Source organism: Candidatus Palauibacter irciniicola, assembly GCF_965208695.1.
Lineage (GTDB): Bacteria > Gemmatimonadota > Gemmatimonadetes > Palauibacterales > Palauibacteraceae > Palauibacter > Palauibacter irciniicola.
On sequence record NZ_OZ242352.1, the window covers coordinates 310714 to 335806 of the forward strand.

The following is a 25093-nucleotide window of genomic DNA, read 5'->3' on the forward strand; positions in this document are numbered from 1 at the left end:
CACGAGGCAGAGAGCCATGTCCAACGTTCGCCGCTTCTCCATCAGTCTCGCCTTCGCCCTCGCGGCCGCCGCGCCGCTGGCGGCCCAGCAACTCACGCCCGAGCAGTACGAGGGGCTGCGGGCGCGCCACATCGGACCCGTCGGCAACCGCGTCTCCTCGATCGCCGGCGTCCCCGGGGACCGCAACACGTACTTCGCCGGCGCCGCCACCGGAGGGATCTGGAAGACGGACGACGCCGGCCTGCACTGGCGGCCCGTGTTCGATGACCAGCCCGTGCACTCCATCGGCGCCCTCGCCGTCGCCCCGAGCGACCACGCGGTCGTGTGGGCGGGGACCGGCGAAACCTCGATCCGCTCGAACGTCTCGATCGGGAACGGGGTCTGGAAGTCGACGGACGGCGGCGAGACGTGGACGCACATGGGGCTGGAGGGGACCGGCCGCGTCGGCCGCATCCTGATCCATCCCACCGACGCGGACGTCGTGTACGTGGCGGCGCTCGGCCACGCCTACGCGGAGTCCGACGAGCGCGGCGTGTACCGCACCTCCGATGGCGGCGCCTCGTGGGAGAAGATCCTCTTCGTGGACCGCGGGACGGGCGCCTACGACATGGTCATGGATCCGGCGAACCCGCGGAAGATCTTCGCCACGATGTGGGACATCGATCTCAAGACGTGGAAGCGCGACAGCGGCGGGCCGGGGAGCGGTCTCCACCTCACGATGGACGGCGGCGACACGTGGACCGAACTCGAAGGGAACGGGCTTCCGACGGGCACGCTCGGCAAGATCGCCGTCTGCATGTCCCACTCGGACTCGGACCGGGTGTATGCCCTCATCGAGACGAGCGACGGCGTGCCGATGGAGGGGTACGAGACCGACACGGGCGAGCTGTGGAGCAGCGATGACGGCGGCCGCACGTGGCGGCTCGTGAACTACAGCCACGACCTCGCGACCCGGCAGGCCTACTACACCCGCTGCGGCGTCGCCTCCGACGACCGCGACGAACTCTACTTCCTCTCGTCCAGCTTCAGCGTGAGCCGGGACGGGGGCGCGACGTACGAGATGTTCAACTTCCTCGGCGGCGGGCCCCTGGGCGGAGACCCGCAGGCCCCGGGGTGGGACCTGCACGACATCTGGGTCGATCCGGAGAACTCGGACCGCGTCTTCATCGGCGGCGACAGCGGCGTCGCGATCACGGAGAACCGGATGAAGTCGTGGTCGCGCATGCAGCTGCCGATCGCGCAGATGTACCACGTCACGGTGGACAACGAGATCCCCTACAACGTGATGGGGAACCGGCAGGACGGGCCCTCCTATCACGGGCCGTCGAACACGCGCTACAGCGGCTTCTGGGCGCGCGGACTCATCCCGCGCGGCGACTGGACGACCGTGGGGGGCGGTGAGAGCGGCTTCGCGACGCCCGATCCCACCGACCCGAACATCGTGTGGTCGAGCGCGTCCGGCGCCGGCGCGGTCGGCGGCATCGTCGTGCGGCACGACCGGGAGCGCGGCCAGTTCCGCGACGTCGAGGTGTGGCCCGAGTCCACGATGGGATATCCGGCGGAGGAGATCCGCTACCGCTTCCAGTGGACCTTCCCCCTCCTCATCTCCCCGCACGACAACGAGACGATCTACGTCACGAGCCAGCACGTGCACCGCACGCGCAACCGCGGCCAGAGCTGGGAGGTCATCAGCCCCGACCTCTCCACGAACAACCGGGAGCGGATGACCGTCTCCGGCGGGCTCACGCCCGACAACATCGGCGTGGAGTTCTGCTGCGTGATCTACGCCTTCGACGAGTCGCCCATCGAGCAGGGCGTCTTCTGGGCCGGCACGAACGACGGCCTCGTGCAGGTGAGCCGCGACGACGGCGCGACGTGGACGAACGTCACGGAGAACATCCCGAACCTGCCCCCGGACGGCATCGTGCGGAGCATCGACGCCTCCCGCTTCGACGTCGCGAAGGCCTACATCACGATCGAGCACCACCAGGTGGGCGACTTCGACGCGCGCGCCTACAAGACGGACGACTTCGGGGCGACGTGGACGCAGATCACCGATGGGGTCGACAACTATCCGGTCGACTACACGCGCTACCTGCTCGAGGACCCGGTGCGGCCGGGCCTCCTCTACCTCGGCACCGAGACGAACGTCTACATCAGCTACGACGACGGGGAGAGCTGGCAGCTCTTCATGCCGAACCTCCCGCCGTCGCCGTACTACGGGCTCATCATCCAGGAGCACTTCAACGACTTCGTGGCCGGGACGTACGGCCGCGGCTACTGGATCCTCGACGACCTGAGCGGGGTGCAGCAGCTCACGCCCGAGATCGCGGCCACCGACGCCCACCTGTTCGCGCCGCGCGACGCGTACCGCTTCAACGACATCTCCGAGCCCCAGATCATGTACGAGGACTGGTCCGTGGGTCAGAACCCGCCCAACGGGGCGTCGATCAACTACTGGCTCGGCAACGGGGAGGGACGCGAAGTCCAGGTGCGGGTCGAGAACTCGGACGGCGAGACGCTGGCCACGCTCGACGGCTCCAGCCACGACGGCTTCAACCGGGTGTGGTGGAACTTCCGCGGCCCCGACGCGAACCCGATCGAGTACCGCACGAAGCCGCAGTTCGCGGACTGGATGCCCATGCCGGAGGTCTCCCGCACGGCCGGGGGCGGCTTCTTCGGCTTCGGCGGCGGGCCGCGTCAGCCCCCGGGCACCTACACCGTGACGCTGGTCGTGGACGGCGAGGACGTGGGGACCGAGGAACTGACGGTCCTCCGCGATCCGAGTTCCGAGGGCTCGATGGCGGACATCCTCGCGCAGAAGGCGCTGCTCGACGACATCGTGGAGGATCGGAACCGGCTCGCCGATGCCGTCAACCAGATCGAACTCCTGCGGCGGCAGATCCATGACCTGCGACCGGTGCTCGAAGAGGCCGGGGACGCGGAGGACGTGCTCGAGGCGGGAGAGGCGCTCGACGAATCGCTCATCGAGGTGGAGGGCGAACTCGTGCAGCTCAAGAACACGGGGCCGGACGGAGTGCGCTGGCCCTCGATGATCGCCGGCCGCCTGCAGTACCTCCAGGGGGCGGTCGGGACGGCCGACTTCCCGCCCACCGACCAGCACGCCGAGGTGGCGCAGCTCCTGAGCGACCAGATCGATGAAGTGGTCGTGCGGCTGCAGGCGGTGCTGGCCGACGAACTCGCCGAGTTCAACCGGATGCTCCAGGCGAGGGTCGGGCGCGTCATCACCACCGACGAAGACGGATAGCGGGCGTGCGCGGGGCGATCCTCCGGCTGGCGGGCGCGGGCGCGCTGGCCGGGGGGGCGCTCGCCTGCGCGCCGGGCCCGGACATCGCCCCCGAATCGAGGGCCGCGACGGCGGGGTTCTGCTCGAACGTGCCCCGCTCGCAGTACGCGGACCTCGAGCGCGTCGAAGCCACCGATGACTGGTTCGAGGTGTATCGCGTCGCCCCGCGCGTGTACGCGATCTACGAGCCGTTCCAGTTCCAGGAGGTCATCTCCTACCTGATCCTGGGCGAGGAGCGCGCCCTCCTCTTCGACACGGGGATGGGGATCGGCCGCATCCGCACCGTCGTGGACGAGCTCACGGCGCTGCCCGTGACCGTCCTCAACTCGCACACGCACATGGACCACGTCGGGGGCAACGCCGAGTTCGAGCGCGTGCTCGCCATGGACACGGAGTTCACCCGCACGCGCGCCCGTGGCCGCACGAACCCCGAGGTGCGGGGGGAAGTGGCCGCGAGCGCCCTCTGCCGCGTCCTTCCCGCGGGGATCACCGAGGACAACTACCACACGCCCGCCTTCGAGGTCTCCGCCTTCATCGAAGACGGACACCGGATCGACCTGGGCGGGCGCACCCTCGAAGTCGTGGCCGTCCCCGGCCACACGCCCGACGCGATCGCCCTCCTCGACCGCGACGCCGGCTTCCTCTGGACCGGGGATTCCTTCTACGAGGGCCCGATCTGGCTCTTCGCGCCCGAGACGGACCTGGAGGCATACCGGACCTCGGTGGCCCGGCTCGCCGAGCTGGTTCCCGATCTCACGACCCTGTTCACGGCCCACAACACGCCGGTCGCGCAGCCGTCGCGGCTGCTGGAGCTGCACGATGCCGTGGAAGCCATGTTCGACGGCATCGCCGTCGGCAACCGACTCCGGGACGGCGGGGTCGAGTTCGTGTTCGAGGGGTTCTCGATCATGATCGGCCCGGACCCGAGTTGACCGACCCGATCCGCGACTTCATCGAGCGGGAGGGCTTCCTCGTCCTCGATGGGGGCCTGGCGACGGAACTCGAGGCGCTGGGCTGCGATCTCGACGATCCCCTGTGGTCCGCCCGCGCCCTCATCGACGACCCCGAGACGATCCGCACCGCGCACCGCCGCTTCCTCGAGGCGGGGGCCGACTGCATCGCCACCGCGACCTACCAGGCGACCTTCGAGGGTTTCGCGGCCCGGGGCTCGACGGGCGGCGACCACCCGCATCCTGCGCGAGTCCGTCGACGGGCCGATCTCGGATCGCGCGGACTTCCTCGGCGGCCGACGCGCCCGTGGCCCGGCGGCGCGCCGCCCGCGAGCCGTCCGCCGCCGCTCGTCGCGGCGAGCATCGGGCCATACGGGGCCTACCTCGCCGACGGATCGGAGTACACGGGCGACTACGGGCTCTCCGCGGCCGAGTTGTACGACTTCCACGCCCCGCGCTGGGAGGTCCTCGCCGAGACGGAGGCCGATGTCCTCGCCTGCGAGACGACGCCCTCGGTGGAGGAGACGCGCGCCTACTGCCGGCTCGCCGCCGTCTCCCACCGCCCGACGTGGATCAGCTTCCAGTGCCGCGACGGCGCGCGCCTCGCGGACGGCACCCCGCTCGAGAATGCCGTCGCCCTGTGCGACGCCGAACCGCACGTCGTCGCGGTCGGCGTGAACTGTGTCGATCCGCGCCTCGTCGTCCCCCTCGTCCGCGCGGCGCGGCGGGCGACCGAAAAACCGATCCTCGCCTATCCCAACTCGGGCGAGGAATGGGACGCGGACGCGAAGCGCTGGACGGGCCCCGCGACCCCGACGGACTGGGCCCGGAGCGCGGCCGAGTGGCGGGCGGCGGGCGCCGACGGCGTCGGCGGCTGCTGCCGCGTGGGCCCCGCCGCGATCGCCGCCATCCGCGGCGGGGCCGTACCTTCTCAGCGGACCGTCACTTGAGGGGGGAAGGGATCCGCGTGCGCGCCGTACTTGGCCTCGTCGCCATCTCCAGCCTTGCCGTGCCCGGCCTGCTGAGCGGCCAGCAGGCGCCCAGGGCGCGGGCGTCGGAGATCGCGGCGCCGCCCGTCATCGACGGCCGGCTCGACGACGACGCCTGGTCGGGCCTCGAACCGCTCGACGGCTTCACCCAGCGCGAGCCTACCGAGGGCCAGCCGGTGTCGCAGTCCACGGAGGTCCGCGTCGGCTACGACGGCGCGGCGCTCTACATCGGCGCCTGGCTCCTCGACGACGACCCGGCGGGCATCGTCACGGGCCAGACGCTGCGCGACGCCTCGCTCGACGACTCCGATGCCTTCGTCGTCGTGCTCGACACCTACCTGGACCGGCAGAACGCCCTCGTCTTCGGCACCACGCCGGCCGGCATCGAGTACGACGGCCAGGTCACCGGCGAGGGGGTGGGCGGAGGCCGGGGCGGGGGCCGCCAGCAGCGCGGCTCGGCCGGCGGCTTCAACCTCAACTGGGACGCCTCGTGGGAGGTCGCCACGAGCCGGGATGAACGCGGCTGGTACGCCGAGATGCGGATCCCGTTCTCGACCCTCCGCTACGGCGCCGGGGGACCGCAGGACTGGGGCCTGAACTTCGAGCGCAAGATCCGGCGCAACAGCGAGCAGTCGATGTGGGCGCCCCTGCCCAGGCAGTTCGGCGTGTACCGGGTCTCGCTCGCCGGCACCCTCGCGCTGGAAGCCCCCGCCCGGCGGACGGTATCGATCAGCCCGTACGCGCTCATGGACGGCTTCAGGGACTACCGCGTGCCGTCGCCGGAGACGGACTTCGGCCGGCAGATCGGCGGCGACGCCAAGATCGGCCTCAACCAGAGCCTCACCCTCGACCTCACCGTGAACACCGACTTCGCGCAGGCGGAGGTCGACGATCAGCAGGTGAACCTCACGCGCTTCAGCCTCTTCTTCCCGGAGAAGCGCGCCTTCTTCCTGGAGAACGCGGGGACCTTCGCCGTCGGCGCGAGCCGTTCGGCCGAACTCTTCTTCAGCCGCCGCATCGGGCTTCAGGGCGGACGGGAGGTGCCGATCACGGCGGGCGCCCGGATGACCGGAAAGGTCGGCGCCTTCCAGGTCGGCATGCTCAACATCCAGACCGACGAGGCCTTCCACTTCGACGACGACACCGGCCTCAGCGAACGGATCGCGCCGGCGAACAACTTCGGCGTGCTGCGGGCGTACCGGGAGTTCGGCAACCGCTCGCAGCTCGGCGCCATCTTCGTGTCGCGCCTCAATACGGCCGATGCGGGAGACCACAACCTCACGTACGGGATCGACGGCAGGCTCGGCATCGGCGACGCCCTGACGTTCAACGGCTGGGCGAGCCTCACCGCCACGCCCGTCCCGACCGGGGAGGAAGCCGCGGGCTCGGGGTTCAACGACGGCGAGTACGGCTTCGCCGGCGGCATGCGGTACGTCACGCGCGACTGGCAGATCACGACCGGGTACCGGCAGATCGGCGACGCCTTCAACCCGGAGGTCGGTTTCGTGAACCGGCGCGGCTACCGGCAGGTGAACTGGCGCTTCCTCCGCCACATGCGCACGGAAGGCGTGTCCTGGTTCCGCGAGTTCCGCCCCCACATCTCCGGGAACAGCTGGTGGACGCTGGGCGGCTTCAACGAGTCGTATCTCCTGCACATCGACAACCACTTCCAGTTCGAGAACGGCGCCTTCTTCCAGCTTCCCGGCTTCAACTTCACGGGGGAGGGTCTCGAGGCACCGTTCGCGATCCGGGAGGACATCGTCATCCCGGCCGGCACGTACCACAACATCGACTGGGAGTTCAGGGCGAACACGAACCGGGGCGCTCCCCTGTCGCTTTCCGTCGGCTGGGACCTTGGCGGGTTCTACAGCGGGACCCGATTCGGGCCGAACGCGACGCTCGCGTACCGCTACGGAGACCGCCTCAGCGCGAGCCTGATCACGAACTACTTCGACGTCCGCCTCGACGAGGGCAGCTTCAAGACCGCGGTCGTGCGCTTCAACGCGTCATATTCGTTCACGCCGCGCGTTTACCTGCAGGCGAACGTCCAGTACAACGACGATACGAAGGATGTCGGGACCAACATCCGGTTCGCGTGGCTCGACACGGCCGGGACGGGGTTGTACGTGGTGTGGAACGACACGAATCACACCGGCTCGCTTGAGCGCACGGGAATCATGGCCGGTCCGAAGCAGCGCCAACTCGTCGTCAAGTACAGCCGGCTCTTCAACCTGACCGGGTAGCCCGTCGAGCGGGCGCCGGCGCAAGGGAGGGCGAATCTTCATGTGGCACGAGGACATCCTGGGCACGATCGGCGGCACGCCGCTGGTGCGCGTGAACCGGCTCGCCGCGCACCTGCCGGGCACCGTCCTCGCGAAGCTCGAGTACTTCAATCCGGGCGGCTCCGTCAAGGACCGGATCGGGGTCTCGATGCTCGACGACGCCGAGGAGCGGGGCCTGATCGCACCCGGCGGCACGATCGTCGAGGGCACGAGCGGCAACACCGGCGTCGGGCTCGCGCTCGCCGCCATCGCGCGCGGCTACAAGTGCATCTTCGCGACCACCGACAAGCAGAGCCCCGAGAAGATCGCCATCCTGCGGGCGCTCGGGGCGGAGGTCATCGTCTGCCCGACCGCGGTGGACCCCGAGGATCCGCGCTCCTACTACCAGGTCTCGCGCCGGCTCGCGGAGGAGACGCCCAACTCCTTCTACATGAACCAGTACGACAACCCCGCCAACACGCTCGCCCACCTGCGGACGACCGGCCCGGAACTGTGGGAGGGGACGGAGGGGAGGATCACGCACCTCTTCGTCGGCTCCGGCACCGGCGGCACGATCTCGGGCTCCGCCGCCTACCTCAAGGAACGGAACGCCGACGTGCGGATCATCGGCGTGGACCCGTACGGCTCCGTCTACTGGAAGTACTTCCACACCGGCGAGTTCGACGAGGACGAAATCCAGCCCTACGTCACCGAAGGGGTGGGGGAGGACATCCTCGCCGGCAACATGAACTTCGACATCGTGGACGACTACGTGCGCGTCACGGACCGCGAGTCGATGCTCATGACCCGCCGTCTCGCGCGCGAGGAGGGGATGTTCCTCGGCGGCTCGTGCGGCATGGCGATGGCCGGCGCGCTCCAGTGGATGGAGGCGAACCGCGAGTCGATCTCGGACGAGGATGTGCTCGTCGTGGTCATGCCCGACGGCGGCTACCGCGCGCTCGGCAAGGTCTACAACGACGTCTGGATGCAGGAGCACGGCTTCCTCGAGGAGGGCGAGACCCTTACCGCGGGGGCGCTCGTCGCTCGCCGTTCGACCGAAAGGCCGCTCGTGTCGGCCCCGGTCGACATGTCGCTCGAGGATGCGATCGCGTCGATGCGTGAGCATGCGATCTCGCAGCTTCCGGTGACGGAGGGAGGAGAAGTCGTCGGGAGCCTCATCGAGCAGAACATCCTTGGCTTCCTCATGGGAGACCCCGACGCCCGGGGGCGCCTCGTGCGCGACGTCATGGGCCCGCCCTTCCCGGTCGTGGAGGCCTCGAGCCCCGTGCACGCCTTCGCGAACGCCCTCAGCGGAGACCAGCCCGCCGTGCTCGTACGGCAGGAAGACGCCACGTTGAGCATCCTCACCCGCTCCGACCTCATCTCCGCCCTCGGCGCATAGAGCGACGGACGCGCCCGGGAGACGTTCCCGCGGGAACGTGCGTGCTTGCGAAACGCTGCTGCCGATGTCAAAATGATGTCATGAGTGTTCAAATCACGATTCGAGACGTCCCCGAGGAAGTGCGTGACCGGCTGAAGGTGCGCGCGGCTTCTCGCGGCCAGTCGATGCAGCGGTATCTGCGCGGCGAACTCACGCGGTTGGTAGCGAAGCCGACCGTTGAGGAGTGGGTCGAGAGCGTTCGCGCCCGCAAGCGGCTGTCGACCAATCGGGTGACCACCGAGAGCATCCTGCAGGCGCGAGACGCCGACCGGAAGTGACGGTCGTTGTTGATGCCTCGGTCCTCGCGGCGGCGGTAGCCGACCTCGGGACGGACGGCGCCTGGTCGGAAGCTGCCATAGCGGAGGCAACTCGCGAAGGCCGTGCCCTAGCGGGCCCACAGATCGCCCTCGCGGAAGCGAGCAACGTTCTTCGCCGGCTGGAGCTTGCCGAACGGCTGGAGACCTCCGAGGTCAATCTCGCCCGCCGCGACCTGCTGACGCTCGATATCGAGCCGTTCCCGTTCGAACCTCTAGCCGATCGCGTCTGGGAACTGCGCCACAACCTCAGCATTTACGATGGCTGGTACGTGGCGCTTGCCGAAGCGCTTTCATGCCCCCTGTTGACGCTTGATCGCCGGCTTGCGCGGGCCCCCGGGCCCGCCTGCCGAATCATCACTCCGCCCGGCTCGCAAGTCGTCCACGAGCGGGCCGTCTCGCGCCCCGCGGAGTAGCGCCGCTGGGCTAGCCTTCGCCGGGGAGGGAGTAGAGGTGGGCGGTGACGAGGGCGGCGACGAGCAGGAGGAGGGCGACGAGCCAGAGCTGGCCGGCGGCAAATACGGCCGAGACGAGGATCGCGCTCCACAGGAAGATCGTCGCGCCGCGCCGGACGCGGGTGGAGATCACGCCGCGCTCGCGGTAGGCGTGGAGGTAGCGGCCGAAGAGGCGGTTCTCGTACAGCCAGCGCTCGGCGCGGGGGGAACTGCGCGCGAAGCACCACGCGGCGAGCAGGAGGAAGCAGGTCGTGGGCCAGAGCGGCACCACGATGCCGATGATGCCGGCGCTCACGCTGAGGCTCCCCACGCCCAGGAAGACGGCCCGCCGCACGGGGCCGGGCAGTGCGCGCGCGGCGCGCTCGGCCGCCTCGTGATCGATGGGGCACTGGGCGGCCGGCGCAGGGGTCGCGGGCCGGCTGTGTCGCGTGTCTGGACTCGGTTTCATGTCTGCGGAGTCACCGGAGTCGAATGAGTCTCTGGCGTCATCGGCCGGGGGATCATGCGCCCGGGAGGACTCGAACCCCCAGCCTTCTGATCCGAAGTCAGACGCTCTATCCAATTGAGCTACGGGCGCGGGCGGCGCGAGCGAAAAACGGTAGAGCCGGCCCGCGTCCAATGCAACCGGGAGCCGGCGCCCCGGCGCTCTCCGTAGCTCGCGGGTTTCCGAGACACTACTAGATTCGGGGACGCCAACCCCCTCACCCGGAGCGGAACGATGCGACGAATGCGTACACTCTTTCTCCTCGGCGCGCTGGCCGCCGGACCCCTGGCGCTCGCGGCGCCCGCCCCCGTCCTCGCGCAGGGCCGAGCCAACGTGGCCATGGCGGAGAGCTGGCCCGACGCCGATCCCGGCGACGTGGAGTCCGTCGACAGCATCCTGACCGCGCTCTACGACGTGATCTCGGGCCCGGCCGGACAGGCGCGCGACTGGGATCGCTTCCGCTCCCTGTTCATCCCGGAGGCCCGCCTCATTCCCACGGGCCGGTCCCCGGAGGGCGAGCACGGCTACCAGGTGTGGAGCCCGGGCGAATACGCCGAACAGGCGGGCGGCTTCCTCGAACAGAACGGGTTCTTCGAGCGGGAGATCGCCCGCAGCGAGGAGCGCTTCGGCCCCGTGGTGCACGCGTTCTCCACCTACGATTCGAAGCGCACCGCGGACGACCCCGAACCGTTCGCGCGCGGCATCAACTCGATCCAGCTCATGCACGACGGCGACCGCTGGTACGTCGTCACGATCTACTGGGCCGCGGAACGGCCGGATCTGCCGATCCCGGGACAGTATCTGCCCTCCAGGAACGGAGGAGGTACCCCGTGAAGTACTCCCCGAAGCTCCGCCCCGCCGCGTGGACCGCCATGGCGGCGGTCGCGCTGGCGGCCGCCCCGCCGCTCCAGGCGCAGAATCTTGCCAGCTTCGAGCCCGCCCCCGCGCGCGACAACGCGTTCGCCCTCACGCTCGAGTCCATCATGCGGGGCTCCGAGCACGTCGGGCAGGCGCCCGTCGGCGTGAGCTGGTCCGACGACGGCGAGTGGATCTACTTCCGCTGGCTCCCGGGCGGCGCCGAGTGGCACGAGCAGCGCGCCCTGTACCGGGTCCGTTCGACCGGCGGCACCCCGGAGCGGGTCGATGACGAGGAGGAACTTCGCCTCGGCCCCATCCTCGCACCGGGCGACGTCTCCCCGGACGGCCGCTGGCGCGTGACGTCCTCCGGCGGAGACCTCTATCTCATCGAGCGGGACGGCGCCGCGACCCGGCGGCTGACCCACACCCAGGACGCCGAGATGAGTCCCGTCTTCTCCGGCGACGGCGCCTCCATCTTCTTCCGCCGCGGGAACAACCTCTTCGCCTTCGACATCGACGACGGCGAGATCCGGCAGCTCACGTCGGTCGGCGGTCCGGAGCAGCCCGAAGACCCGGAGGCCGAGGGGCACAAGGCCTTCCTCGAGGAGCAGCAGCGAGAGCTGTTCGAGCACATCCGCGTGCAGGACATCCGGGAGGAGCGGGCCGACGAGCGGCGCGAGCTCCGGGAGGCCGGGCAACGGGAGACCCTGCACCTCGCGCAGGGCGAGCGCGCGCAGTCGTTCGCCGCCGACCCAACGGGCAGCCACGTCGCGGTTACCGTCACGCGCGGCGGCTTCGGGGGCGAGGGCCGGAGCACGGACATCCCCCTCTGGGTTACGCAGTCCGGTTACACCGAGAACACGGAGATGAGGGCCAAGGTCGGGGACGAGCAGGGCGTCTCGCGCCTCGCCGTCGTCGACACGGGGACGGGCGAGGCGACCTGGCTCGACCTCACGGGGGACGGCTCGGACGCGGACGCGGAGGCCGACTCCGACGAAGCCGGTTCCGGCGAGGCGGCATCCGACGATCGCCTCGCCGTCGCGAGCTTCGCGGGCTGGAACGACGCGGGCTCCCACGGGCTCGTGTTCGCCGTGGACTACGACTACAAGACGTGGCGCCTCTACGCCTACGAAGCGGCGACCGGCTCGCTGACGATGCTGGACACGCACCACGACGAGGCGTGGGTCGGCGGCCCCTGCTTCGGCTTCCAGGGCGCGGGCTGCATCGGCTGGCTCCCGGCGGAGGCGGCGGGCGACGTGCCGCGCGCCTGGTACGTGAGCGAGGAGACGGGGTACTCCCACGTGTACGCGATCGACGCCGATGGCGGCGACAAGGAGGCGCTCACGGCCGGCGAGTGGGAGGTTCTGGGCGCGACGATCCCGGACGGATGGGACGCCTTCCTCCTCCAGACGAGCGAACTCTCCCCCTTCGACCAGCACCCGTGGCGCATGGGCTTCGACGGCTCCGACCGGGTGCAGCTCCTCGAGGGAGAGGGCTCGTTCACCGTCACGCCGTCGCCCGACGGACGTCGCTTCGCCGTCCTCCATTCGCGCGCGAACCGCCCGCCCGAACTCTACCTCGCCGACGCCGCGCCGAGCGCCGCGATGACGCAGGTCACGACCTCCCCCACCGAGACGTGGCTCGGCTTCCCCTGGCTCCTGCCCGAGATCGTGCACTTCGAGGCCCGCGACGGGACGCCCGTGCCCGCGCGCATCTACCGGCCCGCCGACTTCGGCGCCGAACCCAACGGGGCCGGCGTCATCTTCGTCCACGGGGCGGGATACCTGCACAACGTCCACAACTGGTGGTCGAACTACTACCGCGAGTACATGTTCCACCACTTCCTGGCGGCCCAGGGCTACACCGTGCTCGACATCGACTACCGGGGCTCCGCCGGCTACGGCCGCGACTGGCGCACGGCGATCTACCGGCACATGGGCGGCTGGGACCTCTCCGACCAGGTGGACGGCGCCGCGTACCTCGCCCGCGAGGAGGGCGTCGACCCCGACCGCATGGGGATCTACGGCGGGTCCTACGGCGGCTTCATCACCCTGATGGCGCTCTTCACGGCGCCGGAGTCCTTCGCGGCGGGCGGCGCGCTCCGCTCGGTGACCGACTGGGCGCACTACAACCACTGGTACACGAGCCGCATCCTCAACCTCCCCCACGAGGACGAGGAGGCGTACCGCCAGTCCTCCCCGATCTACTTCGCCGAGGGCCTCGAGGGACACCTCCTCATCGCGCACGGGATGTACGACACCAACGTGCATTTCTCCGACGTCGTGCGCCTCGCCCAGCGTCTGATAGAACTGGGGAAGGAGAACTGGGAGATGGCGGTGTACCCGGTGGAGAACCACGGTTTCGCGGAGCCCTCGTCGTGGACCGATGAATACCGGCGCATCTACGAGTTGTTCGAGCGCGTGATCGGCGGCGGCCGCGGGGCGTCGGCGAACGGGGAGGGTGGCTGAACACACGGACGCTCCTCGCGGCGGCCCTCCTCGTCTCGGCGTGCGGGGCGCCGGACCCCGGACCCTGGGTCGAGGCGGACGGACACCGCTGGCGAGAGCTGCGGCCGCGGGGCTCGGGCGGCTTCCGGCCGCTCGATGGCTCCGACCTCGGCGTGTCCTTCCTGTACGACGTCGACGAGGAGACGCGCCTGCGCAACCGGGTGCGCGCGGAAGGGCAGGGCGTGGCGGTCGGGGATGTGGACGGGGACGGCCTGGCCGACCTCTTCTTCGCCGGCTTCGGGCGCGCGAGCGCGCTCTACCGCAACCTCGGCGGCTGGCGCTTCGAGGAGATCACGCCGCCCGCCCTCGCGCTCGAGGACGTGCTCGCGAGAGGCGCCGCGCTCGTCGACGTCGATGGAGACGATGACCTCGATCTCCTGATCGCGGTCCACGGGGGCCGGAACCGGGTCTTCCTCGGCGACGGCGCGGGCGGCTTCGCGGAACTCGAGGACGCGGGCCTCGCCGGGGCGTGGGGGAGCACGACCCTCACGCTGGCCGACACCGACGGCGACGGCGATCTGGACCTCTACGTCGCCAACTACAAGACGCGGCAGGTCGACGACCTCTACCCGCCGGACATCCTCGACATCAACCACCTCCAGCGCGGCGAGGACGGGAACCTCGACACGCTTCCGGAACTGCGGGAACTCTACGACGAGCACTACCGCGTGGAGTTCGACGGCCGCTTCGTGCGCCGCTTCGAGCTCGGCGAGCCGGACGAGTATTACACCGGACTCGGGGACGGACGGTTCGCGCCCGCGGCCCCCGGAGCGCCCCTCGCGCGTTCCCGCGGGAACGTCTCGACGCCGGCCCGCGACTGGGGACTCGCGGCGAGGTTCAGCGACTGGGACGAGGACGGCGACCCGGATCTCTACGTGGCGAACGACTTCAACAGCGAGGACGGAATCTGGATCAACCGCGGCGACGGGACGTTCGCGCCCGCTCCGGCCGTCGCCGTCCGCACGACGAGCCTCTCCTCGATGGCCGTCGACGTCGGAGATCTCGACCGCGACGGAGACCTCGATCTGCTCACCACCGACATGCTCGCCCGGGACGCGGCGGTGCGCCTCGTCCAGACCCCGAGCTACGAGGCCGTCCCGGAACCGTCCGGCGTCACGGACACGAGAATCCAGGTGAACCGGAACGCGGTCCAGCTCAACCGGGGGGACGGCACGTTCGCCGAGGCGGCGTGGGAACTCGGGCTCGCCGCCTCCGACTGGACGTGGGGCGCGCTCATCATGGACGCGGACCTCGACGGCTGGAACGACATCCTCGTGACGACGGGACACGCGTGGGACCAGTTGGACGGCGATGCCAACGCGCGCGTGGCGGCGATCCCCGGGCTGCCGGCGGACCAGGCCCTGCGCATGTTCCCGCCGCTCGCGCAGCCGAACGTCGCCTTCCGCGGAGGGGCGGACGGCTTCACGGACGTGAGCGAGAGCTGGCGCTGGGGGGTCGAAGCGGACATCTCGCACGGTGTCGCGGCGGGCGACCTCGACCGCGACGGAGACCTCGATGTCGTCGTGACCCGGCTCGGCGCGCCGCCCGTGATGTACCGCAACGACGCTCCGGCGCCCCGTATCCTCGTGCGGCTGCGGGGGCCGGGCCCGAACACGCGCGGGATCGGAGCCCGGATCCGCCTCGACGGACCCGACGGGCTTCCGGCCCAGGTGCGGGAGATCACCGCGGGCGGCGCCTATCTCTCCTCGTCGGAACCCGCCGCCAGCTTCGCCGCGGCGTCGGACGGGGAGATGGTCCTCACCGTCGACTGGCCGGACGGCCGCCGCACGCGGCTGGCAGGCGTCGTCGCGAACCGCGAATACGTGATCGATGCCGCCACCGCGGAGCCGGTGGCTCCCGACCCGGCCGGCCCCGCCACGGCGGCGACGGCCGAGGCCGGCGCGCACTTCGTGGACATCTCGGATCGGCTCGGGCACCGGCATGTCGAATCGCCCTTCGACGACCGGCTCCGGCAGCCGCTCCTGCCCCATTCGCTCGATCGCCCCGGCCCCGGCGTGTCGTGGATCGACGTGGAGGACGACGGCGATGCGGATCTCGTGGTCGGGAGCGGCCGGGGGGGCAGCCCGGTCCTGATTCGGAACGAGGGGGACGGTTTCGCCGCCCCGCGGGCCCTCGTGCCCGCGCTGGCGTGGGACGCGACCGCCGTGCTGCCGCACCGCGCGGCCGACGGTCGCGTCGCGCTGCTCATCGGCACGAGCGCGTACGAGGCGGGCTCGCCCGCGGAAGCCGCGGCCGTTCCCGCGGTCATCGCGGCGCCGCTCGGCGCGTCCGCGCCGGCGCCCCCGCTCATCGAAGCCCCCGGCGCCCCGCCCGGTCAGCTCCCCGCCGCGACCGGCCCGCTCGCCCAGGCCGACATCGACGGCGACGGCGACCTCGACCTCTTCGTGGGCGGACGCGTCGCCCCCGGCGCCTACCCCATCGCGGTCGACTCCCGCCTGCTGATCCACGACGGCGACGCCCTGCGCGTCGATGCGGAGCGCTCCCGCCCCTTCGCGCGCCTGGGGCTCGTCTCCGCCGCGCTCTTCACGGACTACGACCTCGATGGCGACCCCGATCTCGCGCTCGCCCTCGAGTGGGGCAGCGTCCGCCTCTTCCGCAACGATGCGGGCCGTTTCACCGATGTGAGCGCCGCGCTGGGGCTCACGCGTCTCACGGGGCGCTGGAACGGCCTCGCCGCCGCGGACTTCGACGAGGACGGACGGCCCGACCTCGTCGCGACCGGCTGGGGCGCGAATCTCGACGTGCCGTCCGCCTACTCCCTCATCTACGGCGACATGAATCGCGACGGCATCGTCGATCTCGTCGAGGCCCGGACGGAATCCGGCGTGTGGCGCCCTCTACGGGGCAGGGACGCGCTCGCCGTCCCAGGCGGACTCTCGGCCCTCCTCCGGGTGACGTACGAGCGCTTCGCACGCGCGCCGCTCACCGACCTCATCGGCGGCCTGGACCCCGAGCGCCGGCTGGACGCGAACGAACTCCGCCACACCGTGTGGCTCAATCGCCCCTCCGGCTTCGAGAGCGCCCCGCTGCCCGCGGCGGCCCAGCGCGCGCCCGCCTTCGGCGTCGCCGCCGCCGACCTCGACGGGGACGGTCACGAAGATCTCGTCCTCGCGCAGAACTTCTACGCCGGCCGGCCGGGGGCGCCGCGCTACGACGCGGGGCGCGGACTCTGGCTGAGAGGGGACGGCCAGGGGGGCTTCGAGCCCGTTCCGGCCCCCCGGTCCGGGATCGCCGTCTACGGAGACGCCCGCGCCGTCTCGCTCGCGGACCCCGACCGCGACGGACGGGTGGACGTGGCCTTCGGCGTCAACGGCGGCGAGACCCGGCTCTACCGCAACGTCGGTGCGGCGCCCGGCCTCCGGGTCACGCTCGAGGGCCCGCCCGCGAACCCGCGGGCCATCGGCGCCCGCCTCCGGCTCGAATACGCGGACGGCACGTTCGGTCCGGCGCGGGAGGTACGGTCGGGGGAGGGCTATCTGGCCCGCCACGAATCGACGCAGACGCTCGGCCTGGCCGGCGACCCGCCCGCCGGCCCCGCGACGCTGCACGTCGTGTGGCCGAACGGCGGGGAGACGTCCGTTTCGATCCCGCCCGGGACTCTGGAGGTGCGCGTCCCGCCCGCGGGAACGGGCGGGACGTCCGGCTAGAGGTAGCGGACGCTGCTAGCGGTAGCGGTAGCCGAAGCCGATCGTGATGCCGACGTCGTTCTGCAGCTTCGACGCGTCCGTCTGGGCGGAGATGTAGTAGGACGCCATGTCCCGGAGTTCGCCCCGGAACCAGAGCGACGACAGGAGTTGGACGCGGATCCCGATCGCGGCCGTCGCCATCGGATCCGTCGCGCTGAGTTTCGGCACCTCGGCGCCGTAGAACTTCAACTGCCGGAGCCCTCCGCCCACCGTGAAGTAGGGTTCGAGCGCGCCCGCCGAGCCCGCCGACCGCAGCCGGAACGTCAGGTTCACCGTGCCCGCCAGGTACTCCATTTCGCCCAGCGTTCCGATTCCACGTCCGAATCCGCCGCCGCCGCCGACGCCTTCGAGCGTCGCCGGTGAATAAAGCCCCATGACGCCGATCCCCACCGAGCGCGAGGCCCAGTAGGTCGCTTCGCCCCCCATCATCACGTCCGGCGGCATCACGGTGCCGTACGCGCCGGTATTGTCCGTGAGGTTGTTGAGGGGCTGGATGACGCCGGCGAGTCCGAAGAATTCCGGACCGGTATCGCCGCCGAGCGGCGCCTCGGGGGTCATCTGGGCCGTCAGTTGCGACGCTCCGGGAGCGAGCCCGCACAGAAAGAGAAAGAGAAAGCGAAGAACGCCGGACGGGCGTCTCATTTGATCCTCACGATCGTGATTAGCGGTTCCGCGGTCTCACCCGCCGGGGCCCCTCCCGCCGTTTCCAGCGACAGCGAAAGGCCCGGCGCGCCGGGAACCGAGGCGAGTGAGAAGTACTGTACGCTCGACGGCCCTACGTCGAGGCTCAGCACCCGGGTTTCAAACCCCAGCGGCTCGGCCCGGAGCGCGATCGCGGTCGGAAGACCCGATCGGGTGTCCGTATCCTGATTCAAGGATCGGAACACATCGGTGGCGTCCCACGTTGCCGCGGCGCGCGGCGGCCCCGCGTCCGTCCCCGCCTCCGGCGCTTCGAGATCCTCCTCCGAGGGATCCTCGGTGCCCGCGCCCAGCGTCCCGGCGCCCAGCGCCAGCGAAACCGACACGTCCGCCAGGATGTTCGCCCACTCCCTTCCCGTGACCCGCTCCAGGTTCGCGATCCCGCGCCCGTAGTTCTGACCGCCCCCGACGACGGACCGGAAGAAGGCCCGTTCGTCCCCTCCCGCCTGGTCCGCCAGCCGTCGCAGGAGGAACCAGCCGAAGCCCCGCATCTGCAACCCGCCGACGCCGTCCGGGTCGTCCGTCGACACCGTGGGGGCCCCGGGGAGTCCGAGCATGTACAGGCCGAGGTTTCGGAAGTTGCCCAGCATGTACGCGTTGAAGGCCTCGAGTGCCTCGGGCGTCTCGGACACGCGGTCGAAGGTGAGGCGTTCGCCCACGGGGAGCCCGAGCGCGGCGAGTCCCGCCACCTCCTCGGCCAGACTCGAGAGCGCCTCATCCAGCCATACTTCCTCGGCGGCCCCGAACCCCGCCGAAGAAACGGGCACGCGGCGCCCCGCGCTCACGATGTGCTGGAGTTCGTGCGCCACGAGGGCCGGCGTCTCCCGCAGCAGATCCTCCGTCGAGACGGCGCGGCCGAGCGTCGCCTCGGGGTCCGCGCTCACGCTGTAGACGATCTCCGCCTCGTTGCTCGCCGGGCAGAGGCCGCCGTCCGGGTCCGACAACTCGCCGTCGCCCCGCCCCGAGGCCGCAAGGTCCTGGGGGAGGGAGAACCCGCCGACGCCCGCCTCGCCGTCGCCGAGCCGGTTCACATCGGGCGTGAACAGGACGACGACCCGTCCGTTCCGGTCGATGTCCTCGGGAGGGCCGAAGTAGGAGGTCACGGCCGGAAGCACCGTCTCGTCCAGTTCCGCGGCGAGCGTGAGCCACTCCTCCTCCGTCGGACCTCCCGCGGGCGCGGTGAGATCCTCCACCAGGACCACGGCGTCGCCCACGGCCCGCACCGTTCCCCGTACCGTCCTCGTGGGGTCGACGCAGGTCGCCGTCAGCTCCGGACCGACGGAGAAGAAGTACTCGAGCGTGTCTCCCGGGAGGGGCGCGGAAACCGCCGTCGAGCCATCGGGCCGGAGGGGCGAGATCCGGGCCTGAACAAGTGCGGCAAGCGTGCGTGCGCGAATCCCGATGTCCCTGCGCGTGCCGGCGAGCGCGGCGTCCGCGACCCGGGGATCGATCGTCCTGGCGTCGAGCGCCGCCGCCGGGCCGTCCCCCGACATGTCGGCGGGCGTCCGCATCGTGAGCCGGAGCGGGAGCCCGCTCGAGGCGCCGCGCCCCGTGTTGCCGATGACGATCCGGTATTCCCGCGTCACCGCCCCGATGTCCTCGGGCGCTCCCGGCTCTCCCGCCTCTCCCGCTTCCGCGGGCGCGCCGGGCCGGAACTGGACGCATTCGACCTCGACGGGCCCGCGCAGGGTCAGCGACTCGCCGACCTCGAGACCCACGCGCAGGTTCGCCGGTTCGATCGGAACGAGGAGACCGTTGCTGGCATCGGAGCCCGCGAGCACCCGCACGCCGACCTCGCGCTCGGGCAGGCAGGTGCGGGCGAAGGCCGGCACTTCAACCGTGAGTTCCGTCTCGGTGGCGCTCACCACCGTCGCCGCCGTGCCCTCGATCCACACCTCGTTGTCGGCCGCGACCGGGCGGAAGCCGCCGCCGTACAGGAGCGCCCGCGTGCCCGCGGCGAGCCTTCCGTTCCCGACCGAGTCGAGTTGTACGGCGCCGCCCGCCGATGCGAGCGCCGTGGCCGAGAAGGAGAGCGTGTCCGAGTACACGCCGCCCGTGGCGGAGACGTGGATCCGGTACTCGCCCGGACGCGAGCCCAGCGTGAAGACGGCCCCGCCGCGTCCGTCCGCGTCCGTCATCACGATGTCGTGCGTGAGGGCGCCCCCGCTCTCCGGCGATTCCTCCGGCGCCGGCGCTTCCGGCGCTTCCGCCACGGCCACCGTGTCCCCGGCCTCCGGCAGTTCCTCCGCTTCCAGCGCGGCCGGCGCTTCTTCGGGCGCCGTCCAGCCGAACGCGATGCGGACGCCGCCGGCCGGGGCGCCGCTCGTCGTCTCCGCCCGGATGGAGAACGGGAGCGGCAGCTGGCTCCCCGCCTCCGCCCGCTGGCCGTCGCCCTCCACGATGGTGAGACGGACCGTGTCCGCGGCCTCCGCGAAGACGAGGAAGCGGAGCGGCGGGACGTTCGCGGCACTCGGGATGTCCGCCTGGATCTCCGCCTCGCCCGGCGTGGGCCCCGCGCGGTAGACCGACTCCGCGACGCCGTTCTGCCCCGCGACCGCGACCCCCGGCGAAAGCTCGCCCTCGCCCCGCACGATCACGAAGCGGACCGGCGCCCCCTCGACCGCATTGCCGAGCGCATCCTCGACCCGGACCGCGATCGGGGGGTCGGTGGCCTCTCCCGTCACGATGGTGTCCACGGCGGAGGAAACGGGGACGAGCGTCGTCGGCGGAGAGCCGAGTTCCGTGCTCCCTCCGTCCCCGCACGCGACCGCGAGCACCCCCGCGAGCACGGCCAGCGCGCCGCGCCTCACCGCGGTTCCGCCTTCCAGAAGGCGATGCCGCCCGCCTGCTTCCCCACGTCGACGCTCGCCGCCCGGACCCCGGCCCGGAGGTCGATCACGTCCACCGTCCCCGGCTCTCCGCCCACCCCCTCCACGCTCACGAAGGCGTACCGGGAATCCGGGGAGATCGCGATCCCGTGCGGCAGCGTCCGCGTGTTCGGAACCCGGGCCACTTCCGTCCCGTCGGCCAGATCCCAGACGCCCGTCGCCTGCCCGCCCTTGTACGTCACCACGAGGTAGGCGCCGTCCGGAGTCACATCGAGATTGTACGGGCCCTCGCCCGTCTCGAACCGTCGCGTCACCCGCCACGACCCCACATCGATCTCCAGCACCTCCGCGTTCCGGTTGCACGCGACGTACACATGGCGTCCGTCCACGGCCGGGTGCGCCCAGGTCGGGCTGCACGCCGCCGCTCCCACCGGCCGCGTCGGGAGCCAGTCGTGCGGCCACGCCTGCTCCGAGCCCGGGAAGAGGAGGAAGCGCTGCGTGACCTCGAGCCGGTGCGCGTCGACCTCCACGAGCATCTCGTCCATCATGCACACGGAGTAGTGCCGCGCCCCGTCCGCCGTGAGCCGCGAGCCGTGCGGCATCGTGCAGGTCGAAATCTGCGCGACCTCGATCATCGCGCCGACGTCGACGACCGACACCGAACTCGGCTCGTGGTCGCCGTGCAGGTTGAAGTTCGCCGCGAACAGCAGCCCCGCCGGCGTCACCTGCATGGTGGCGGGGAAGAGCCCCAGCTCCGCGCTCCCGAGCGGGCGGTTCGTCTCCGTGGAATAGGCGACGACCGTGCCGAAGGGGTTCCCGTGGGCGAGCGTCACGTACCACCGTTCCCCGCTCGGATCGACCGCCAGGCCGTGGGGCCCGTCGATTTCCGTGGGGAAACGGCCCACGAAGACGGAATCCAGCACCGACGCACCGGTGCCATCGAACCGGATGAGATCGACGCGATCCTCCGATTCGGCCGCCACGTAGACGTAATACGACGACGGGCCGTCGGGGCTGATTTCCTGGGAGACCGCGGGCGTGGCCGCCGCGGCCGTCGTTCCCAGCGCCCACAAGGCCATCGCCATGCGGGGTATGGCAGACTCAGGTAGCATACGATTTACGCGCGTTCGCGACTCCTTCTCCCTGAAGTCTCCGGGCCCGGAAACCCGTTCCGCCGGACACTTCTCCTCCTACCCTTAGAGTAGACAATTCCTCAAGGGGTTGCCAATCGATTAGGTTGTCCGCGGCGGAGGGAGAAGAGGTCGCGGACGGGTGCGCGTCACGCCGTTCGAGGAAAGTCCGGGCTCCACAGGGCACGGCGCCGGGTAACGCCCGGGCGTCGCGAGGCGACGGAAAGTGCCACAGAGAGCAGACCGCCGATGGCAGACTGAGACCCTCAGGGGTCCAGACGCACAGGCAAGGGTGAAAGGGTGGGGTAAGGGCCCACCGCGTTTCCTGGAGACAGGGACGGCACGGCAAACCCCGCCGGGAGCAAGGCCAAGCAGGAACGAGCGGCGGCCCGTCGCGTTCGAGTTCCGGGTAGGCCGCACGAGGCCTCGGGAAACCGAGGTCCCAGATAGATGACCTCGCCGCGGGCCTGGCCCGTCGGTAACAGAACCCGGCTTATCTCCCTCCGCCTCACCTCATGCCGCGGCGCCGGGAGCGGCACGGAGACCAGCGATGAGATTCGACATCCTTGAGCACACGCTCGACAACGGGCTGCGGGTCGTTCTGCAGCCCGATACGTCCGCGCCGCTCGTCGCCGTTCACGTCATGTACCACGTGGGATCGAAGAACGAGCGCGCCGGCCGGACCGGCTTCGCGCACCTCTTCGAGCATCTCCTCTTCCAGGGATCCGAGCACGTGCCGCGCGAGCACCACTTCAAGCTCGTGCAGGATGCCGGCGGCACGCTCAACGGGACGACGTGGTTCGACCGCACGAACTACTTCGAGACGCTGCCCGCGAACGAACTGGATCTCGGCCTGTGGCTGGAGTCCGACCGCATGGGGTTCTTCAAGCCCGGGATCACCCGGGAGAAGCTCGACAACCAGCGCGAGGTGGTGAAGAACGAGCGGCGGCAGGCGTACGAGAACCGTCCCTACGGGCTCGCGTTCGAGACCCTGCTCGCGCGCGCCTACGACGAGGGACACCCGTACCGCCATCCGACCATCGGCTACATGCCCGACATCGACGCGGCCCGGCTCGAGGACGTGCACGAGTTCTTCGACCTCCACTACGGACCCAACAACGCGACCCTCGTCCTCGTCGGCGACTTCGATCCGGCCGCGGCGCTGGAGCGGGTCGAGGCCTGGTTCGGGGAGATTCCCGCGCGACCGGTGGCGCCGCGCCCCGACGTCCCCGTGCCGGCGCGCGGCGGAGAGCGCCGGGCGCTCCTTCGGGACCGCGTCCAGATGCCCAGGGTGTACCTCATGTACCATTCGCCGTGCTACGCGGACCCCGATTTCGAGGCCGTCGTCATCCTCAACTACCTGCTCGCCGACGGGAACAGTTCCCGCTTCGAGAAGACGCTCGTGTACGAGAAGCAGATGGCGGCGGACGCGACGTCCTTCACCTGGCCGACCGAAAGCGCCGGGATGTGCTTCGCCGTCGCGACCGCCCGCCCGGGCGTCGCCGCCGCCGACCTCGAGACGGAGGTGAGAGACGTCATCGACGACCTGCTCCGCGACGGGGTCGAGGAGGAAGAGATCGAGGGGGCGAGGAACCGGGCCCGGCGCGGGCTCCTGAACGGGCGCGCGGGCTTCGGCGACCGGGCGGACGCGATCGCGCACGCCGCCGTGCTGCGGGGCGACGCCGCCTACATAAACGACGCTTTCACGCGCTACGGAGCCGTCGCCCGCGCGGACGTGGAGCGCGTGGCCCGCGAGGTGCTCGACCCGAGCGGCCTCACGGTCCTCCACGTCGTGCCCGAGGAGGAGACGTCGTGACCCCCGACCGGGCCCTGCGCCCGGCGCCGGCCGCCCCGCGCCCGCTCGCGCTTCCGCACTTCGAGCGGGACGCGCTCCCCAACGGCCTCCGCATCGAGCACGCCGAGCGCCCCGGTCTGCCCGAGGTGTCGCTCCACCTCGTCCTCGAGTGCGGCGCGGGCGCCGAACCGCCGCGACTCGGCGGCCTCGGCGAACTCACGGCCCGGCTCCTCACCGCCGGCACCCCCGGCCGGGACGCCATCCAGATGGCGCGCTGGCTCGACCGCCTCGGCGTCGGCTACCGCGCGACGGCCGGCTACGCCGTCGGGGCCGTCTCCATGCACTTCCTGTCGGAGTTGTTCGAGGAGGCGCTCGAGTTCCTCGCCGCCACCATCCTCGATTCCGAGTTTCCCGAGCACGAGGTCGAACGCATCCGCCGCGAGCGCATCGACGAGATCGAGCGCCAGGCGGACGACCCGGCGACCGTCGCGGGTCTCGCGACCATCGCCGAACTCTACGGCGACGGCCTGTACGGGCGGCCGGCGGCCGGCACCGAGGCCACCGTGTCGGCGATCGGCACGGAAACGGTGCGGGAGTTCCATGCAGAGCGGTACCGGCCCGGCGGCGCCCTCCTCATCGCGTGCGGCGACCTCGACCGCGAGCGTCTGCTGGCCGCGGCGGAGGCGCGTTTCGGCGCCTGGAGCGGCGAGACCGCCCCGGTCTCCCCCCCGGAAACGCCCGAGGCGCGGGCGAACGGCCTCATCCTCATCGACCGTCCCGGCAGCGCCCAGAGCGAGATTCGCGTCGCGACGGTGGGCGTGCCCCACAACACCGAGGACCATCACGCGATCATCGTGGCCAACGCGATCCTCGGCGGCCTCTTCAACTCCCGCATCAACCTCAATCTGCGCGAGGACAAGGGGTGGACCTACGGCGCGAGGTCGAGTTTCCGGTTCCGCCGCGGCGCGGGGCCCTTCATCGCGCGCACCGCCGTCGAGACCGGCCGGACCGGACCCGCGTTCGAGGAGATCCTGCGCGAGATCGAGGGCATGCGCACGGCGCCCGTCACCGACGACGAGATGAAGCTGGCCCGCAACGCCCTCACGCTCTCCCTGCCGCTCCAGTTCGAGACCGCCGTGCAGATCTGCGGAAAGGTGAGCCGTCAGCGCGTATTCGGCCTCCCGGACGACTACTGGGAGACGTACCGCTCCCGCATCGAGGCCGTGACGCCCGAGGAGGTGCGGGAGGTCTGCCGCACGTACCTCGATCCCGACCGCCTCACGCTCCTCGCCGTCGGCGACGCGGCGACGGCCGCGCCCACGCTGGACGGCCTCGGGCCCGTGGACGTCCGGCCCGCTTCGTGACCGC

Annotated in this window: 16 protein-coding genes, 1 tRNA gene and 1 other RNA gene; 13 read left to right on the forward strand and 5 right to left on the reverse strand. The window is 71.0% G+C overall.

The annotated features are described in order from the left end of the window. The first annotated feature begins 16 nt into the window (after positions 1-16). The 7 genes from ACOGI9_RS01365 to ACOGI9_RS01395 all read left to right on the forward strand — a co-directional run bounded on the left by ACOGI9_RS01365 (position 17) and on the right by ACOGI9_RS01395 (position 9678). On the forward strand, positions 17-3268 hold the full coding sequence (locus ACOGI9_RS01365; RefSeq protein ID WP_419858119.1) for a WD40/YVTN/BNR-like repeat-containing protein: 3252 nt from the start codon (positions 17-19) through the stop codon (positions 3266-3268). 5 nt (positions 3269-3273) lie between these two features. Next, complete coding sequence (locus ACOGI9_RS01370; protein ID WP_419858120.1) at positions 3274-4239, forward strand: MBL fold metallo-hydrolase; 966 nt, start codon at positions 3274-3276, stop codon at positions 4237-4239. Beyond that, positions 4236-5207 carry a homocysteine S-methyltransferase gene (mmuM, locus tag ACOGI9_RS01375; RefSeq protein ID WP_419858121.1) on the forward strand — a complete coding sequence of 324 codons (972 nt, stop codon included), beginning with the start codon at positions 4236-4238 and terminating at the stop codon, positions 5205-5207. The genes ACOGI9_RS01370 and mmuM overlap by 4 nt, the downstream gene beginning before the upstream one ends. A 17-nt stretch (positions 5208-5224) precedes the next feature. Beyond that, positions 5225-7489 carry a DUF5916 domain-containing protein gene (locus ACOGI9_RS01380; RefSeq protein ID WP_419858122.1) on the forward strand — a complete coding sequence of 755 codons (2265 nt, stop codon included), beginning with the start codon at positions 5225-5227 and terminating at the stop codon, positions 7487-7489. A gap of 40 nt (positions 7490-7529) precedes the next feature. Continuing rightward, positions 7530-8909, forward strand: a complete 1380-nt coding sequence (locus ACOGI9_RS01385) for a pyridoxal-phosphate dependent enzyme (protein ID WP_419858123.1) — start codon at positions 7530-7532, stop codon at positions 8907-8909. An 80-nt stretch (positions 8910-8989) separates the two neighbouring features. After that, positions 8990-9226, forward strand: a complete 237-nt coding sequence (locus ACOGI9_RS01390) for a FitA-like ribbon-helix-helix domain-containing protein (RefSeq protein ID WP_310758368.1) — start codon at positions 8990-8992, stop codon at positions 9224-9226. Then, the gene (locus ACOGI9_RS01395) at positions 9223-9678 is read left to right on the forward strand and encodes a type II toxin-antitoxin system VapC family toxin (protein WP_419858124.1); all 456 of its coding nucleotides are present in this window, start codon (positions 9223-9225) and stop codon (positions 9676-9678) included. Before ACOGI9_RS01390 ends, ACOGI9_RS01395 begins: the two co-directional genes overlap by 4 nt. A gap of 10 nt (positions 9679-9688) precedes the next feature. On the opposite strand, the gene ACOGI9_RS01400 is transcribed toward ACOGI9_RS01395, so the two are convergent. Together ACOGI9_RS01400 and ACOGI9_RS01405 are read right to left on the reverse strand one after the other, a co-directional pair. Further along, on the reverse strand, positions 9689-10165 hold the full coding sequence (locus ACOGI9_RS01400; protein WP_419858125.1) for a YbaN family protein: 477 nt from the start codon (positions 10163-10165) through the stop codon (positions 9689-9691). Positions 10166-10220: 55 nt separating this feature from the next. Continuing rightward, a tRNA-Arg gene (locus ACOGI9_RS01405) sits at positions 10221-10294 on the reverse strand. Between the two features lie 150 nt (positions 10295-10444). Here ACOGI9_RS01405 and ACOGI9_RS01410 point away from each other — a divergent pair. From ACOGI9_RS01410 to ACOGI9_RS01420, 3 genes are all read left to right on the forward strand, one after another. Beyond that, positions 10445-11035, forward strand: a complete 591-nt coding sequence (locus tag ACOGI9_RS01410; protein ID WP_419858126.1) for a hypothetical protein — start codon at positions 10445-10447, stop codon at positions 11033-11035. Continuing rightward, entirely contained in the window at positions 11032-13527 is a 2496-nt protein-coding gene (locus tag ACOGI9_RS01415) for a S9 family peptidase (RefSeq protein WP_419858127.1), read from the forward strand. The genes ACOGI9_RS01410 and ACOGI9_RS01415 overlap by 4 nt, the downstream gene beginning before the upstream one ends. 152 nt (positions 13528-13679) lie before the next feature. Beyond that, positions 13680-17234 (forward strand): FG-GAP-like repeat-containing protein, encoded by a 3555-nt coding sequence (locus ACOGI9_RS01420; RefSeq protein WP_419858128.1) that lies wholly within the window; start codon positions 13680-13682, stop codon positions 17232-17234. 15 nt (positions 17235-17249) lie between these two features. Here the strand turns inward: ACOGI9_RS01420 and ACOGI9_RS01425 are convergent, their stop codons facing one another. Genes ACOGI9_RS01425 through ACOGI9_RS01435 form a run of 3 tightly spaced genes read right to left on the reverse strand, consistent with a single transcriptional unit; the run spans position 17250 to position 21885 of the window. Continuing rightward, complete coding sequence (locus ACOGI9_RS01425) at positions 17250-17915, reverse strand: hypothetical protein (protein WP_419858129.1); 666 nt, start codon at positions 17913-17915, stop codon at positions 17250-17252. Then, on the reverse strand, positions 17912-20782 hold the full coding sequence (locus ACOGI9_RS01430) for a hypothetical protein (protein WP_419858130.1): 2871 nt from the start codon (positions 20780-20782) through the stop codon (positions 17912-17914). Before ACOGI9_RS01430 ends, ACOGI9_RS01425 begins: the two co-directional genes overlap by 4 nt. Further along, complete coding sequence (locus ACOGI9_RS01435) at positions 20779-21885, reverse strand: YncE family protein (RefSeq protein WP_419858131.1); 1107 nt, start codon at positions 21883-21885, stop codon at positions 20779-20781. Before ACOGI9_RS01435 ends, ACOGI9_RS01430 begins: the two co-directional genes overlap by 4 nt. Positions 21886-22046: 161 nt before the next feature. Here ACOGI9_RS01435 and rnpB point away from each other — a divergent pair. From rnpB to ACOGI9_RS01450, 3 genes are all read left to right on the forward strand, one after another. Next, an RNA gene (rnpB, locus tag ACOGI9_RS01440) (RNase P RNA component class A) lies at positions 22047-22441 on the forward strand. A 39-nt stretch (positions 22442-22480) separates the two neighbouring features. Further along, positions 22481-23746 (forward strand): M16 family metallopeptidase, encoded by a 1266-nt coding sequence (locus tag ACOGI9_RS01445; protein ID WP_419858132.1) that lies wholly within the window; start codon positions 22481-22483, stop codon positions 23744-23746. After that, positions 23743-25089 (forward strand): M16 family metallopeptidase, encoded by a 1347-nt coding sequence (locus tag ACOGI9_RS01450; RefSeq protein WP_419858133.1) that lies wholly within the window; start codon positions 23743-23745, stop codon positions 25087-25089. Before ACOGI9_RS01445 ends, ACOGI9_RS01450 begins: the two co-directional genes overlap by 4 nt. Positions 25090-25093: the final 4 nt, after the last annotated feature.

What these genes read in the sequence shown, in the direction of transcription:
- ACOGI9_RS01410 (WP_419858126.1), top strand. Translation starts at nt 10,445, where the DNA reads ATGCGTACACTCTTTCTCCTCGGCGCGCTGGCCGCCGGACCCCTGGCG.
- ACOGI9_RS01425 (WP_419858129.1), bottom strand. Translation starts at nt 17,915, where the DNA reads ATGAGACGCCCGTCCGGCGTTCTTCGCTTTCTCTTTCTCTTTCTGTGC.
- ACOGI9_RS01400 (WP_419858125.1), bottom strand. Translation starts at nt 10,165, where the DNA reads ATGAAACCGAGTCCAGACACGCGACACAGCCGGCCCGCGACCCCTGCG.
- ACOGI9_RS01385 (WP_419858123.1), top strand. Translation starts at nt 7,530, where the DNA reads ATGTGGCACGAGGACATCCTGGGCACGATCGGCGGCACGCCGCTGGTG.
- ACOGI9_RS01390 (WP_310758368.1), top strand. Translation starts at nt 8,990, where the DNA reads ATGAGTGTTCAAATCACGATTCGAGACGTCCCCGAGGAAGTGCGTGAC.
- ACOGI9_RS01445 (WP_419858132.1), top strand. Translation starts at nt 22,481, where the DNA reads ATGAGATTCGACATCCTTGAGCACACGCTCGACAACGGGCTGCGGGTC.
- ACOGI9_RS01365 (WP_419858119.1), top strand. Translation starts at nt 17, where the DNA reads ATGTCCAACGTTCGCCGCTTCTCCATCAGTCTCGCCTTCGCCCTCGCG.
- ACOGI9_RS01435 (WP_419858131.1), bottom strand. Translation starts at nt 21,885, where the DNA reads ATGGCGATGGCCTTGTGGGCGCTGGGAACGACGGCCGCGGCGGCCACG.